We start from the raw sequence: 15043 nt of genomic DNA, 5'->3' as shown, positions 1-15043 counted from the left end.
TGTGATAAAAGTAATTTGACTTTAGTCGATAAGGTCTATACTTTTATAACACCTTTTTTATTTAATCCGATCAAACCTTACTGAACCATGAAAAAGTCTATCGTTTTTCTTTCGCTCATCACTTGCTTAAACTTTGCTTACGGACAGAAACCCAGTCACCAACTTTCAGTAGATGTGGAAGTAGGTAAGGAACTCAAGAAGGAGTTTGGTAAAGAGGGAAGGTTGTTTCTATTTGTTAGTCAAAACGAAGGTGAGGAGCCTAGGACTCAGTCATGGCCGATGGGCACTAATTATATATTTGCCAAAAATATAAATGGCTGGAAGGCAAAGGACCTAGTTTCCATTTCTGCAGCAGATAAGAGCTGGAATGGTACACCACAGTGGGACTTAAGCTCAGTTCCTGAGGGGACATATTATATTCAGGTGTTATGGGATCAAGATGAAGTGGAGTCGCGATATAATGCGCCTGGCAACATCTATAGCAAGCCTCAGAAGGTGGAATTGACAAAGGATAGCGAGGTGAAATTCACTTTAAGCGAGGTCATTCAGAAACCAGAGCTATTTAATAGTGAACTGGTTAAATATTTTGAAATAAAAAGTGATACGCTAAGTAAATGGTGGGGAAAACCGATGACGATAAAGGCTTCCATATTACTGCCTTCAAACTACTCTAAAAACCCGGATGCAGAATACCCAATCAGATATAATGTGGCCGGATATGGTGGAAGATATACCAGGGTGAATTATGCCATGAACAATGCTGAGTTTAGTAACTGGTGGCTATCGGCTGAAGCTCCTCAGATTATTAATGTGTTTTTGGATGGGGAAGGTCCTTTTGGTGATAGCTATCAGATGGATTCGGAAAATAGTGGACCTTATGGTTATTCTCTGATTCACGAAGTAATACCTGCAATTGAAAAGAAATACCGCAATACCAACTCTGCTAAGACACGCTTTGTAGATGGCTGTTCTACAGGCGGTTGGGTGTCGCTAGCCTTGCAATTATATTATCCAGATGTTTTTAACGGCACGTTTTCATACAGTCCAGATGCCGTTGAGTTCGAAAATTATCAGCTCATTAATATTTATGAAGATGAGAATGCTTTTGTGAATGAATTTGGGTACGAAAGACCAGTGATGCGATCCACTAAAGGAGAACCTATGGTGAAGCTGAAGGATTTTATACAATTTGAGAATGTGCAGGGTAGTACTGATTCATATCTGACTTCAGGAGGGCAATTTAGTGCTCATACTGCACTTTATAGCCCTAAGGGTGAAGATGGATTGCCTAAGCCTTTGTTTGATCCAATTACAGGAGTCATAGATCATGAGGTGGCAGAACATTGGAAGAAATATGATTTTAAGCTTTACGCGGAGAAAAACTGGAAAGAGCTAGGGCCTAAATTACAGGGTAAAATCTACATCTGGATGGGAGATATGGATCATTTTTACCTGAATATGGCCACACGTTCTTTCAGTGAGTTTCTGGAAAATACCAGTGCTCCCAAGTCCGATGCTGTTATTGAATTCACACCGATGGAAGGGCACTGCGCCCAGTTCACCTACACCAAAGTATTGGAGCAAATAGAAAAGAGACTTACAGAACTGGATTAAGCTATAAAACCCATCTTTTCAAAATGATCAAAACAATAGCGATCAAAGAGGGGAGTCCCTGTACGTAAAATATTTTCTTGGATGCAGTGAAGGTGCCGTAAAGGCCGGCCGTCAACACACAACCGAGGAAAAATAGGGCTACATTATAACTCCAGGCTACGTTAGAAATTAGCAGGCTCCAAATGAGGCCCGCAGCCAGGAATCCATTATACAATCCCTGGTTAGCTGCCAGCACTTTCGTTTTAGGGAAGAGCTCGGCAGGGAATTGTCTAAACACTTTTCTGCCTCTGGTTTCCCAGGCAAACATCTCAAACCACAATATGTACAAATGAGTAATGGCTATGAGAACAATGAATAAGTTGATAATTATAGTCATGGTTTTGGATAATTAATTGCCTCCCACACCGGCTATTCCCACAATTTCAATTTCTGTTCTTCTGTTTATTTCTCTTCCGTCTCTTTCGTCATCATTAGAAACCAGCGGTCTTTCTTCCCCGAATCCTTTGGCGAGTACTCGAAGCGGCTCTATTTCATGACTCACCAGATAATCTACTACAGACTGTGCTCTTTTCTTAGATAGCACCTTGTTATAAACACTGTTCCCCACATTATCAGTATGGCCGTTGATCTGTACACTTAGTTCCGGGTTATCTGCCAGAAGAGTTTTTATTTGAGCAAGCTCACCCAATGATTCTGTTCTTAAATCTGCCTTACCTGTATCGAAAAAGATGTTCTTAAGTACGATCTTAGAACCAACCTGTGCCTTCTGAAGTATGATGTGCGTATCTAATTCTGGCATATCAGTATTCTCTGGCAGGTTAAAGTTAATGGAGTTAAAGAGATAACCTGGTCTGGCTGTAGACACCCCGTAGTTACCACCGTGAGGAATGATAAGCTCAAACTCACCAGAATTTGGATCAGAGGTTATTTCTGCCAGTACTGTGTTAGCTTCGTTATCAACAAGCTTCAAAGTAGCATATAGGGGAGTGGCATCTTCAGCATCTACCACCTTACCTTTTAAGACGGTGATACCACCAATTTTTTTCTTTTCATTGATGAAATTCTCATCGAAATAAGTAGCAGATGCTTCTTCTACTTGTTCAGCAGGGGCCACGGGCTCGCTGGTACTTTCCGCTATTACTGGAGTTTCTTCAACTTCCACTACCGGATCTGGCTCTGGTGTTTCCTCAGTAACAACAGCTACAGGTGTTTCAGTGACAGGCTCCTCTTCAACCTCAGTTACTGGCTCTGGCTCTTCAGTGACTACTGCTACTTCTTCTTCAGCACTTTCTTCTACTACCGGTTCTTCAATCACCGGCTCAGGTTCTTCGTTGCTGGCAATCACCTCTTCGGCCGGGGTTTCTATTGGTTTGTCACCATCTGGCCATTCATGGAAGGTAATTTCATAGATGTCAGCTTCACCCATGCCACCTTCTCTTAAAGAGGCAAAGTATCCCTTTTTCCTATCTGGCGATAAACTGAAATAATTGTCGCTGTAAACGGAATTAACAGGATGCCCCATATTCACAGGTTCCTGAAATCTTCCATTGATCATTTTGCTATAAAAGATGTCACTATCACCCATACCGGTATGGCCACTAGAGCCGAAGTATAAGATATTTCCATCAGGAGAAATGTATGGGGCATCTTCGCTATATCTGGTGTTTATAGTTGGTCCCAGGTTTTGTGGTGTACCCCATTCCCCATTTTCATCTAATGTACATTTGTAAATATCCAGGTCTCCAATACCGCCTGGTCTGTCACTACTGAAATACAAAGTTTTTCCATCGGCCGTGATAGTGGCAGACGTTTCCCAGAATACAGAGTTTATCTTGTCACTAAGTTTAACAGGCTCAGCCCAGATGTTATTGGTTTTCTTGGCCTCATAAATATTTCCGCCCCCTCTTTCATAATAAAGGAATAAACTATTTCCATCAGGAGATAAAGAACCTGCGGCATCATGGTATTGTAGATTGATCTGCGGACTTATCCTTTGCGGATCAGTCCAGGCGCCATTCCTCCTATGGCTAATGTAAATGTCTTCATAATAAGAGCCATTGCTCATGCGCAAGCCTCCAGTGGAGCCTTTTCGATTGGAGGTGAGGATTAAAAACCTGCCGTTAGGAGCAATTAGCGGCGTATAATCGTTATATGGAGAGTTAATGGTTTCTCCCATGTTTTCCACCTCTATATTGTGGTTTCTTTTCATGGTGAGCATACCAAACTCGCATTCCTTTATCTTCTTTGTGGCCTTATTGGCATTCTTTTTCTTTAAGTCCCGGTATTTGGTATAGACTTTTATGGCCTTTTCAAATTCGTATTGATATTGATAGGCAAGACCCAGATAGTAGGCTATGTCGTTATCTAGTTTAGGGTCTAGCTGGTAAACTTTCTCAATATTCTTCAGGGCCACTTTTTTGTCGCCGCCAGCCAGGTTGGCTAATCCCAGATAATAGGTAACATCAGCATTACCCTTCTTCATTCGAGCCGCACGCTTCAAGTCCGCAATGGCCTTATCATATGCGCCGTATTTATAATATTTTTTACCTCGTTTGAAGTAGTAGTTAAAGCTTTGAGCCTGGCTGCTGATATTAAGGTTAAAAAATAGGATAGTAGTAATTACTAGCCCTATAATTCTTCTTCTCACAATTGAAGTAGATTTTTAGTAAACAATTAAAAAATGAGCTAACTATAGATTTTTTCAAGCTGTAAAATATTCATAATGATACATAAAAGAAAGATTAAATTTATTTTTAAATGAATTTGAGTAATTTTTAAGACTAATTCTCATTTATTTCAAGTTGTGAAGTATCTTTTTTTAATATTATTTATAGTCTGTGGCTGTGCAAGTAGTACTGATCAGGTGAGTGCAATCATTGAAAATGTGGAGCACCATTTCGCTCCAGATAAGCGGGTGGCCCTATTTGATATTACCTATAATAACCAAATTCTCTCCGGTGAGAGTAACCTTCCTGAGGCTGTACAAGCTCTGAAGGATAGTTTGAATGCTAAAGGTGTTGATTATCAAGATTCTATAACCTTACTTCCAACAGGAGAATATACGCATGGAGTGATTAAGGTGTCCGTAGCGAATTTAAGAGCCGAAGGTAGGCATTCGTCAGAGTTAGTGAGCCAGGCCACTATGGGTACACCGGTGAAAGTGTTTCGAAGACATGGTGATTGGATTCAGGTACAAACACCGGATGACTATATTTCATGGGTAGATCATGGCGGAATAGCACTTATGTCAGATCAGGAATTTAATCAATGGAATGATGCCGAAAAACTGATTTTTACCCACTCCATAGGTTATGCATATTCAGATAGCACCCTGCAGGAAAGGGCTACTGATCTGGTGGCTGGTGATGTTGTTAAATTGATCAAAACCAATCATTCAATATATCAGATAGAGCTGCCTGGAGGGCAATTAGCCTTTGTTTCTGATGATGAAGTAGACGATTTTTCCGAGTGGAAACGGCAAGAGGCAGAAGTAAGTGGACTCATTTCAACAGCTAAATCCATGATGGGAATCCCTTATTTGTGGGGTGGCACCTCTGTAAAAGGAGCCGACTGCAGCGGTTTCACAAAGACCATATATTTCATGAATCGCATGATCATACCCAGAGATGCCTCGCAGCAGGTGATAGAAGGGGACTTGGTAGATGATGATAAAGACTGGTCAAAGTTGTCAGCCGGAGATTTGTTGTTCTTTGGCAGACCAGCAACAGATAGCACTTCTGAAAAGGTAGTTCATGTAGGCATGTGGCTGGGAGACAGCACCTTTATCCATTCTAGCGGTAATGTGCATATCAGTAGCGTAGACCCCAAAAGTGATCAATATGATGAGTATAATGTTAATCGCTACTTAAGATCAAAACGTATTATTAATAAGAGAACTGAAAATGTAAGAGAGATTTATTTCTAGCATACTTATATTAATATTTTATTATAAACTTGGCCTTTGTATAAGAAAAAAGTATTCTTGACGTTGAATTTCACAAACTGAACCTATGTCATCAATACTTCGGGGCATCATAACTATCTGCATGATGCTGGCCATTTCCAGCCATCTATTTGCGCAGGATAAATTCACATTAAGCGGTTATGTAAAGGAAAAGGGCAGCGGGGAGCTGTTACCTGGAGTTTCTGTTTACATTCCATCTCTAAAAACAGGAACCAGCACTAATACCTATGGGTTTTTCTCTGTTACCTTAAAACCAGGGCATTACAAGCTAGTAATCTCATACATAGGATATGAGAATATTACTGATTCTTTAGACCTATCAGTGAATACCGAGCGCCAGTATTTTATGCAGGAAGAAACTAAACAGCTGGAAGAGGTTGTGATTTCTTCAGATAAATACCACTCTGACACTGAGCAGACTCCTATGAGTGTGGTAAGATTAACTGCCAATGATATAAAACGCACTCCGGCCTTGCTCGGTGAAAGTGACGTTCTGAAAACATTGCAGCTACTACCGGGAATTCAGGGAGGTACAGAAGGTAGTTCTGGTATCTACGTGAGAGGAGGTAGTCCTGACCAAAACCTTTTGATTCTGGATGAAGCCACAGTTTATAATGCCAGCCACCTGTTTGGATTCTTCTCGGTGTTTGATGGCAATGCGCTAAAATCTGTAGAAACTTTCAAAGGAGGATTTCCTGCCCGCTTTGGTGGTCGACTTTCATCGGTTATCAAAATGGATATGAAGGATGGTAATAAAGAAAAGGTAGAAGGTAATTTTAAAATAGGACTGATATCCTCTTCATTGCAGCTAGAGGGCCCAATAAAAAAGGAGAAGACTTCTTTTCTCTTCAATGCCAGACGAACTTACCTGGACATTCTTAGCAAGCCTTTTCAGCAAGATGATATTAAGGGAGGCTACCACTTTACTGATTTAAACTTTAAGATCAATCATGAGATTAACAGTGCTAACAAGCTCTATCTGAGTACCTATTACGGCCGAGACAAGTTCTATGCTCGTGAAAAAGATGATGATTCTAGCTTTAAAAGCTCATTAGGCTGGGGCAATGTTACCACTACCTTGCGCTGGAATCATCAGTTTTCTGGTAAGCTCTTCGCTAATACATCATTGATCTTTAGTAGCTATGATTTTAATATTAGAAATAATGAGAAGTATGATGGGGAAACTTATAAACTCAACTACTCCTCAGGTATAAAAGATTATGGTCAGAAAATGGAATTTGAATATTTTCCGAACCTGTCACATGAAATTAGATTTGGTTTGGTGAATACTTTTCACTCTTTCAAACCGAAGGCGTTAGTCACCTTGGATACTGAAATTGAGGAAGATTCAGAGGAGGTTGATAAATACAATTCGGTAGAATCTGCCCTCTACGTGGAGGATGATTGGAAACTGAATGATAAACTGAGTGTGCTTGCTGGTGTAAGGTTAAGTTTATTCAATTACAAATCATTGAGTTATTTCCGCCCTGAGCCACGAATTACTGCTTCCTATAAACTCTCTTCTGGTATGGCCATCAAAGCTAGCTATGCCCAAATGAATCAATATGTACATTTGCTATCCAATTCAGGCATAGGGTTGCCTACTGATTTATGGGTGAGTTCTACTGATAAGGTGGCCCCGCAGCGATCGGAACAGTGGGCTATGGGCTGGGCTAAGAATATTGGCCGCAAGTATTCTCTTAATGTAGAAGGCTACTATAAAACTATGCATGATATCATCAGCTATAAGGAAGGTGCTTCTTTCTTGATTTTAGATGATTATGAGAGTAGTAGAAACATTACCTGGGAAGATAACATCACCTCTGGTAAAGGTTGGGCCTACGGAGCTGAACTGCTGTTGAAGAAAAATAAAGGCAGGTTTACCGGTTGGTTGGGCTACACCTTATCATGGTCTCAAAGGCAGTTTGATGAAATCAACTTAGGTAGAAAATTCAATTCTAAGTACGACCGAAGGCATGACATTTCCCTGGTGGGTAGATATGATTTAAGTGAAAAAATAGCGCTATCCGGAACCTGGGTGTTTAACAGTGGCATTAATTATACTTTACCTGAATATAGAACACTTTCGGTAGATTCTGATTTTCCAATTAGCAATGGTGGTTATTATAATATGGGAGATAGTGAGTACATCACTGAGATTAATAATTTCCGAGGCGAAAACTATCACAGGGCAGACCTAGGTATTGAATTCAAAAAGATGAAACCCAAAGGTAAAATTCGAACCTGGACCATTTCTGTTTATAATGTATATAATCATCGTAATCCGTTCCTATATTATTTCGATAATGAGTATGACACTAATACAGATACAGAAACAACTTCTCTAAAGAAGGTTTCGATATTCGCCATTATACCATCCTTCACCTATTCTTTAAAATTTTAAGAAATGAGATTTCACAATACAATTCTATATATCCTGCTTTCTATTGCTGTCATGAGCTGCATTGATGATGTAGATCCGGAAAAATTTGACATCGGAGAAGAGAAAGTAGTCATCAATGGGGTGATAAGCCCATCTGATACCGTAATAAGAGTACAAGTTTCTCATACGAAAGCCATTATTGGTGAGTATGAATATGATTTGGAGAGTCAGCTTGTAGAACCGGATGCAGAGGTGCTTCTTAGTAATGAAGACGGGCTGGAAGTAGCACTTACTTATTCTCAAAACAGCCGCATGTATGAGGTGAAAGCAGATGACTTTACCTTGGTGCCCGGCAAAAACTATTTTCTGGCTGTTTCATTAAGAGGTAAAACTTATCGATCACAGTGCACTATTCCTGCTGGAGAGATCACTGAAATGGGGCATAGGGTGAAACGAGTAGATGAATATGAGACGGACTTAAGTGTAAGCTTTAGGGACATTGCAGGAGAAGAAAATTTCTATCGGGTAGGAGCATTCACTAACAGTGAGGCCGGAGGTGGATCAATCGCCAGTTTTGGTATTGATACTTTTCAAAATGATAACGTGGGCGATGGAGCCACGATTACTGCTATTAGCGATTATTTCTATTACTATGGTGAAGATGATTCTATCACGGTGCAGGTGGCCAATATAGAAGAGGTTTTATACAGATATCAATACGCCAAGTATAATTATGAAGGAGATGATCCATTTACAGAGCCAGTGGCATTTCCCTCAAATATAGAAGGAGATGCCATTGGAATATTTACCGGCTATACTTACTTCACTAAGAAGTTTAAACTGGAGAATTAATTTTGCAGAAACTTAAGTAAAGGAGTAATGAACCTGTCATAAGCCTCAATATGAGGCAAATGGCCAATATTGTCGATCTCTACCAGCTTGGAGTTAGGGATTGACTTTTGGGTTGTTCTGCCCAATTCCGGGTAGTTGCCCATTGTCTTTCTTACTTCTTCACTTACCAGATTTTTACCCAATGCAGTTCTGTCTCTTTGGCCAATGATCAATAATGTTGGGGCCTTTATGTTGGGAAATTCATACACTACAGGCTGTGTGAAGATCATGTCATAAGTTAAAGCGCTATTCCAGGCTATGGTCGGGTACTCAGGGCTCAGCGTCCAGCCGGCAAGAATCTTTACCCATTTATCATATTCGGGTTTCCATTTTCCATCATAGTAGCTCTCTAGCATGTATTTTTTGATACCTGCAGAGGTTTTCTTTAACTCTTGCTTATACCACTGTTCTACATCTACATAAGGCACTTTTAGCTTCCAATCTTCCAGGCCAATAGGATTTTCTAAAATGAATTTATCTACACTTTCAGGATACATGAGGGTGAAACGGGTAGCAATCATGCCGCCCATAGAGTGTCCTAAAACACTGGTTTTCTTTACGCCAATGCTGTCCAATAATGCTTTTGTGTTTTGAGCCAGTAGCTGAAAGGTATACTGAATATCTTTTGGCTTAGATGATTTTCCAAATCCTATTTGGTCAGGAATCACTACTCTGAAGCCTGCTTTACTCAAGTCTTTAGCTGTTTGGCCCCAGTAAGCCCCGCAGAAGTTCTTGCCATGCATCAGCATAATAGTTTTACCGTTAGGCTTTTCAGGCTTCACATCCATATAAGCCATTTTTAGAGCTTCACCTTGAATATTAAGGCTGATGTATGATACCGGATAAGGATATTCATAACCCTCAAGAGCTATTCCTAAAGGTTTAATGTCTTGTGAAAAAGCTATGCCGCTGAAGCACAACATTATAGAGGTAATTATTGCTTTGATTCTCATTGACTGTTGATTAGTTAATTCGATGTTCTAACATACATTTTTAATATATGTTATCCTGAGCTATTGATCATTGATTTGAAATTTGCCTTGATTCAATGATTGCATTCAATATTTCATCATTATTTGAAACAAACATTCTTTAAAATTGTATAAGAACTTATTGCTAATTCATAAAGGCCTTTTCAAATCACATGCGAATTATTTTTTTGGTGTTCCTCAGTCTTCTTTCCCTGGCTGGTAATGCCCAGGACATTCACTTAACCATTCTGGATAAATCCTCAGGTAGACCGGTGCCGGATGTACTTGTCAAATCATCTGATGACCAAAAAACTACGGATCTAAATGGTGTAGTTATTCTGGATGCTTCCAGGAAGATAAGTTATGTGCTATCTCATGTGAGTTATATTGCTTCGATATATAAGACAAATGACTCTTTAGAAGATACTGTTTATTTGGAGCCTAGTTCATTGGCATTGAATGAAATAGTTGTTCAGGGCTTTGGCTCTCAAAAGCCTTTGGTGGATCAACCCGCAGCTATATCTCATGTTTCAAAGAAAGCACTGGCACGTTTTGATGAAACCTCTTTGGTAGATGCATTTAATACTGTGCCTGGCATAAGAATGGAGGAAAGGGCGCCAAATAGTTACAGAATATCGATAAGAGGGAGTTCGCTCAGAGCGCCTTTTGGAGTAAGAAATGTGAAAGTCTATTGGAATGGAATCCCTTATACCGCACCCGATGGTACCACGGCTCTGAACCTTCTGGATTTCTCTAATATCTCACAAGCTGACATTATAAAAGGACCCGCTGGCAGTATTTATGGAGCAGGAAATGGAGGTGTAATAAGATTAAAAAGTGATTTGTCAGATGTGCAAGGAGGTAAAGCTTCGGCAGAATTTATGGGTGGAGCATTTGGGACCATCAGATATCGCATGGGCCTACAGCAATCTATAAAGAACGGCGGTATGTCAGCCTCTTACGTGAGGCAAAAGTCTGATGGATTTAGGGATCAGAGTGCCTCAGATAGGAAAGTATTTCAGTGGGGGAGTAGTTGGAATACTTCGAGTAACAACACGCTGAATTTCAGTATTTTATATACAGATCTGTATTATGAGTTGCCTGGAGCTTTAACCGCAGAGCAGATGGCCGAGGATCGTACGCAAGCAAGACCAGGCAGCGAGGATAAGAATGCCTCTATCACACAGAAAGCATTATTTACGGGGTTGAATTATGACTATTCGTTAGGCCAGCATTGGGATGCTGAAACGAGCGGTTATGTAACTACAAGTGATTTTGATAACCCTTTCAATACAGATTATAAGAAAGAAAGCCAGTTTGGTTATGGAGGTAGAACACGTTTCACCTACAAAAATAACCTGAGCGATAACGTGACTATAGAGTGGATCAGCGGCGCAGAATATCAATTTAGCAAAACAACAGCAGACAATTTCGGCAATGTGGGTGGTAAAGCTGATACCTTACGATTTAGCGATGATCTTTTCGTGCAACAATATTTCCTGTTCACTCAAGCAGAGTTAGGCTTGCCAGGTGATTTTTATCTTACGGCCGGTATCAGTCAGAATAATTTAAAATATGATATCAATAGAAAGGTAGATGTGTCTACAGGGCTGGCATATGATAGGAGTCGGGATTTTGATCCGGTATGGGTACCCAGAATTACTCTTTTAAAGAAGTTAACAGCTGATCAATCAGTAAGGGCGGCAGTAAGTTATGGCTTTTCACCTCCTACAATAGATGAGGTAAGAACTAATGAGGGCAGCCTTAACCTGGATTTAGAAGCGGAGAAAGGGACCAACTATGAGCTGGGGTATAGGGCTAGCTTTTGGAATAAAAGGGTGAATACAGATATAACCTTCTTCTACTTTAAACTAGACCAAACTATCACCACCTACACCAATCCAGTAGGCGTGGTACTCTTTAGAAATGCTGGAGAAACCGATCAGAAAGGTGTTGAATTTAACATTAACTATGATCTCATAAAGCAATCTACTGGTGTTGTAAATCAGTTAAGTTTACAACACAGTTATACAGGCCACTTCTTCAAGTTTAAAAACTATAGGCAAGGTGAGGATGATTACAGCGGCAACGATCTTACCGGAGTTGCTCCTAACACCTTGGCCAATACGCTGGATCTTAATACTTCTTTCGGCTTCTATATGAATCTTACCCATCAATTTGTAGATGAGGTGCCTTTAAACGATGAGAATACTGTGTACCAGGAAAAATACAATCTGGTTTCCTCTCGCATAGGCTGGAGACGATTGCTTTCAACCCATTGGGAACTTGAAGTATATGGAGGAATACAAAACCTCTTTGATGAACAATATAGCCGTGGGAATGACTTGAACCCCTATGGACAACGCTACTACCAACCTGCACTAGGAAGAAATGGTTTTGCATGTTTAAAATTAGCATTTAACTATTAAGATATAAATCCGCAGTCTGTTTTCTGGTGGCCGATTCTTAGGCCACCAGATTGTCTTTTATCGTCTTAATTGTAGGATGAATTCATTTAATCATCCCACTAGCATTTCGCTAATTAACTCTGATATAATAACTTAGGGTCTGAATGAGAGACTATCTGCTATTTATTGATACGGAAACATCCGGTATACCTAAAAATATGAATTATAAGGTTTCTGCTACAGATCAGTGGCCTTTTATACTTCAGGTGGCCTGGCGTATTCATAATTCCAAAGGTGAATTAATCAAGCAGGAAAATCATTATATCAATGAGCCGGATATCATTATAGAAGAAAGCTCTATCAAGGTTCATGGTATCGATTATGATCTTTTAAAAGAAAAAGGACAGTCTCGTAAAGAGGTGGTAAAGCTGCTTGCCAATGATTTAAGGCACTACAAGCCACTTATTGTCGGGCACTTTATAGAGTTTGATAGCAAGATGCTTCAAGTGGCTTTTACCCGGGTGAAGCTAAAGAATTTACTGAAGGACTTGCCCCATTTCTGTACCATGAGATCTACTGGCGACTATGTGAGAATAGTCAATAGAGACTATCCTGCCCTGGCGGAGTTGCATGAAGGTCTCTTTAAGGAGAAAATGGTGAAAGTGCATGATGCCAGTGTAGATGCAGAGGCTACCGCACGTTGCTTTTTTGAACTTTATAAAAGAGGTGATATAGATGAAGAGCTGATAGATAATCAGCCACTTTTTGCGAAAATGAAGCATGAGATGAATAAGAAATACGGCTGCGGACTGCCTGTATTAATTCTTTTTGTGCTTATGGGACTAATGGCATTTTTATGAAGAATAAGATAGAGTTTTTAAAAGAGACCACGCCTTTTAATACCCTTAGCGATGAGGCGCTGGCAGCTGTGTCTGCCCAGATGGAGGAGGTGAAGGTAAAGGAGAAAGGTATTCTTTATGAACAGCATAATACTAAAATCACAGGACTCGATCTGATATATAAGGGTGGCTACACCGCCTTTTTCTACGATAGTCAGGGTATTCGCCAGCACATTCAGGAGTTGGGAAGAGGTGATACCTATGGTGCTTTCTCTTTGTTGCTGAACAAGGGTAGATCTATTAATACGGTAGAAGTAAAAGGAGATACTAAGGTGCTTAAGCTGCCGGCTGCTCTGTTTAAGGAGCTTTGTAATACCCACGAAGAGTTTTATCAGTACTTCCTGTCAGTTTTTGGTAAGGAAATGCTGGATGAGAAATATGCCAATTACGTAGTGAAGCAAGAGGCCAGGGTGGAAGATGCTATCACCTATGACCGATATTTCAATAGCCGTTTAGATGCCAGCTCCATGAGGCCCATTACCAGCTGCGATATAAGCTCACCAGCTTATGAAGCCGCGGCCATAATGGAAGAGCAAAAGATAAGCTGCTTATTTGTAACTGATGGTGATAAATATGTGGGATATGTTACTGATATCTTGCTCAGAAACAAGATTATAGCTGATAGAAAAGATGCTTCTACACCTGTGGGTGAGATCATGGAAGGACCTATCTTCAAAATCGCTAAAGAAGCCTTAATCTATGAAGCTATTTTGATGATGTTTAATCACAAAATAAGGTATGTTCTGGTAGAAGAAGAGGGGAAAACCATAGGAGTAATCAGTAGAAACAAGCTGCTGTCAGATCAGGCACAATCTCCATTTATATTTATTCAGTCAGTAAGACGAGCTATTTCAGTGAATGAGCTTGAGCATAAATGGTCTGAGGTGCCAGATTTATCTTATAACTTGCTTACAAGAGGTGTGAAGTCGGAACTGGTAAATGAAGTGATCAGCAATATTTCAGATACCATTGATCAAAAGGTGATTGAAGGGGTAATTGAAGAGATGGGGCCTCCGCCTGCTCGGTTTGTATTTATGTGCCTGGGCAGTGAGGGTAGGAAAGAGCAAACCTTAAAGACAGATCAGGATAATGCTATTATCTATGAAGACAAGGCTAATGAATTCCGAGAAAAGACAAGAGACTACTTCCTTTCATTTGCCGATAAGGTTTCTGAAAGGTTAAATCAGATCGGTTTTACTTATTGTACAGGAGGGCTCATGGCGAAAAACCCCAGGTGGACACATTCATTGTCACACTGGAAAAGGAATTATGATAAATGGATAGAGCAGCCCAACCCAGAGTCAGTAATGAACTTCAGCACTTTTTTTGACTGTAGGATGATCTATGGTGATGAAGCACTCATTCATGAGCTACAGGCACACATCCTAACTAAGCTGGAAGAACCAAGCGAGTTGTTCTTCGCGCAGTTGGCTGATAATGCGCTGCAGTATGAGCCACCGCTTAACTTTTTCAGAGGCATCAAGACCATATCCAAAGGAGAAAAGAAGGTTTTCAATATTAAGAGAGCAATGACTCCGATAGTAGATTTAGTCCGTGTTTACGCGCTAAGGCACAAAATCCTAAATACCAATACGGGAGAGCGACTGAAGAGCCTTTTAGATGAAAAAGTATTCACAGAGAAAGACTATCATGAGCTGATGCAGTCATATTACTACCTCATGGGAATGAGGTTAAAGCATCAGGCGCACCAAATTATGTATGATAAGGAGCACCCGGATAACTTCATTAATCTGGATACGCTTACGAAAATTGAGGTGGTTACACTGAAGGAAATCTTTAAAGTAATAGAGAACTTTCAGCAGAGAATAAAGGTCGTTTTTTTGAAAAAACTGTTCGGTTAAACTCAGAGTTTGTATAACAGTTTAATAAGGCTTATCTTTTTCACCATATTA

At 40.1% G+C, this 15043-nt stretch carries 10 protein-coding genes; 7 read left to right on the top strand and 3 right to left on the bottom strand.

What is annotated here, in order from left to right; all coding sequences use genetic code 11:
* The first annotated feature begins 87 nt into the window (after window positions 1–87).
* Window positions 88–1614, top strand: coding sequence for an alpha/beta hydrolase-fold protein (locus LVD16_RS18375; RefSeq protein ID WP_233769743.1), 1527 nt, complete (start codon window positions 88–90; stop codon window positions 1612–1614).
* 1 nt (window position 1615) lies between these two features.
* Here LVD16_RS18375 and LVD16_RS18370 read toward each other — a convergent pair whose 3' ends face one another.
* Window positions 1616–1990: a DUF1304 domain-containing protein gene (locus tag LVD16_RS18370; RefSeq protein ID WP_233769742.1), complete on the bottom strand. Its 375-nt coding sequence runs from the start codon at window positions 1988–1990 to the stop codon at window positions 1616–1618.
* 12 nt (window positions 1991–2002) lie between these two features.
* Window positions 2003–4261, bottom strand: coding sequence for an OmpA family protein (locus LVD16_RS18365; RefSeq protein ID WP_233769741.1), 2259 nt, complete (start codon window positions 4259–4261; stop codon window positions 2003–2005).
* Window positions 4262–4417: 156 nt separating this feature from the next.
* Here LVD16_RS18365 and LVD16_RS18360 point away from each other — a divergent pair, with 156 nt between their 5' ends.
* From LVD16_RS18360 to LVD16_RS18350, 3 genes are all read left to right on the top strand, one after another.
* The gene (locus LVD16_RS18360) at window positions 4418–5539 is read left to right on the top strand and encodes a C40 family peptidase (RefSeq protein WP_233769740.1); all 1122 of its coding nucleotides are present in this window, start codon (window positions 4418–4420) and stop codon (window positions 5537–5539) included.
* Between the two features lie 85 nt (window positions 5540–5624).
* Window positions 5625–7982, top strand: a complete 2358-nt coding sequence (locus tag LVD16_RS18355; RefSeq protein ID WP_233769739.1) for a TonB-dependent receptor — start codon at window positions 5625–5627, stop codon at window positions 7980–7982.
* Window positions 7983–7985: 3 nt separating this feature from the next.
* A complete protein-coding gene (locus LVD16_RS18350) occupies window positions 7986–8813 on the top strand; it encodes a DUF4249 domain-containing protein (RefSeq protein WP_233769738.1) in 828 nt (275 codons plus the stop codon).
* On the opposite strand, the gene LVD16_RS18345 is transcribed toward LVD16_RS18350, so the two are convergent.
* Window positions 8810–9805 carry an alpha/beta fold hydrolase gene (locus tag LVD16_RS18345; protein ID WP_233769737.1) on the bottom strand — a complete coding sequence of 332 codons (996 nt, stop codon included), beginning with the start codon at window positions 9803–9805 and terminating at the stop codon, window positions 8810–8812. The genes LVD16_RS18350 and LVD16_RS18345 overlap by 4 nt on opposite strands.
* Before the next feature lie 191 nt (window positions 9806–9996).
* On the opposite strand from LVD16_RS18345, the gene LVD16_RS18340 reads away from it, so the two are divergent.
* From LVD16_RS18340 to LVD16_RS18330, 3 genes are all read left to right on the top strand, one after another.
* Window positions 9997–12252, top strand: a complete 2256-nt coding sequence (locus tag LVD16_RS18340; protein WP_233769736.1) for a TonB-dependent receptor — start codon at window positions 9997–9999, stop codon at window positions 12250–12252.
* Between the two features lie 143 nt (window positions 12253–12395).
* Window positions 12396–13091 (top strand): 3'-5' exonuclease, encoded by a 696-nt coding sequence (locus LVD16_RS18335; RefSeq protein ID WP_233769735.1) that lies wholly within the window; start codon window positions 12396–12398, stop codon window positions 13089–13091.
* Window positions 13088–14992, top strand: coding sequence for a DUF294 nucleotidyltransferase-like domain-containing protein (locus tag LVD16_RS18330; RefSeq protein ID WP_233769734.1), 1905 nt, complete (start codon window positions 13088–13090; stop codon window positions 14990–14992). The genes LVD16_RS18335 and LVD16_RS18330 overlap by 4 nt, the downstream gene beginning before the upstream one ends.
* Window positions 14993–15043 lie beyond the last annotated feature (51 nt).

Origin of the sequence: Fulvivirga ligni (genome assembly GCF_021389935.1) — a bacterium.
Taxonomy (GTDB): domain Bacteria; phylum Bacteroidota; class Bacteroidia; order Cytophagales; family Cyclobacteriaceae; genus Fulvivirga; species Fulvivirga ligni.
Note: the sequence above shows the minus strand (reverse complement) of the source record. Positions and strands in the feature narration are given on the sequence as shown.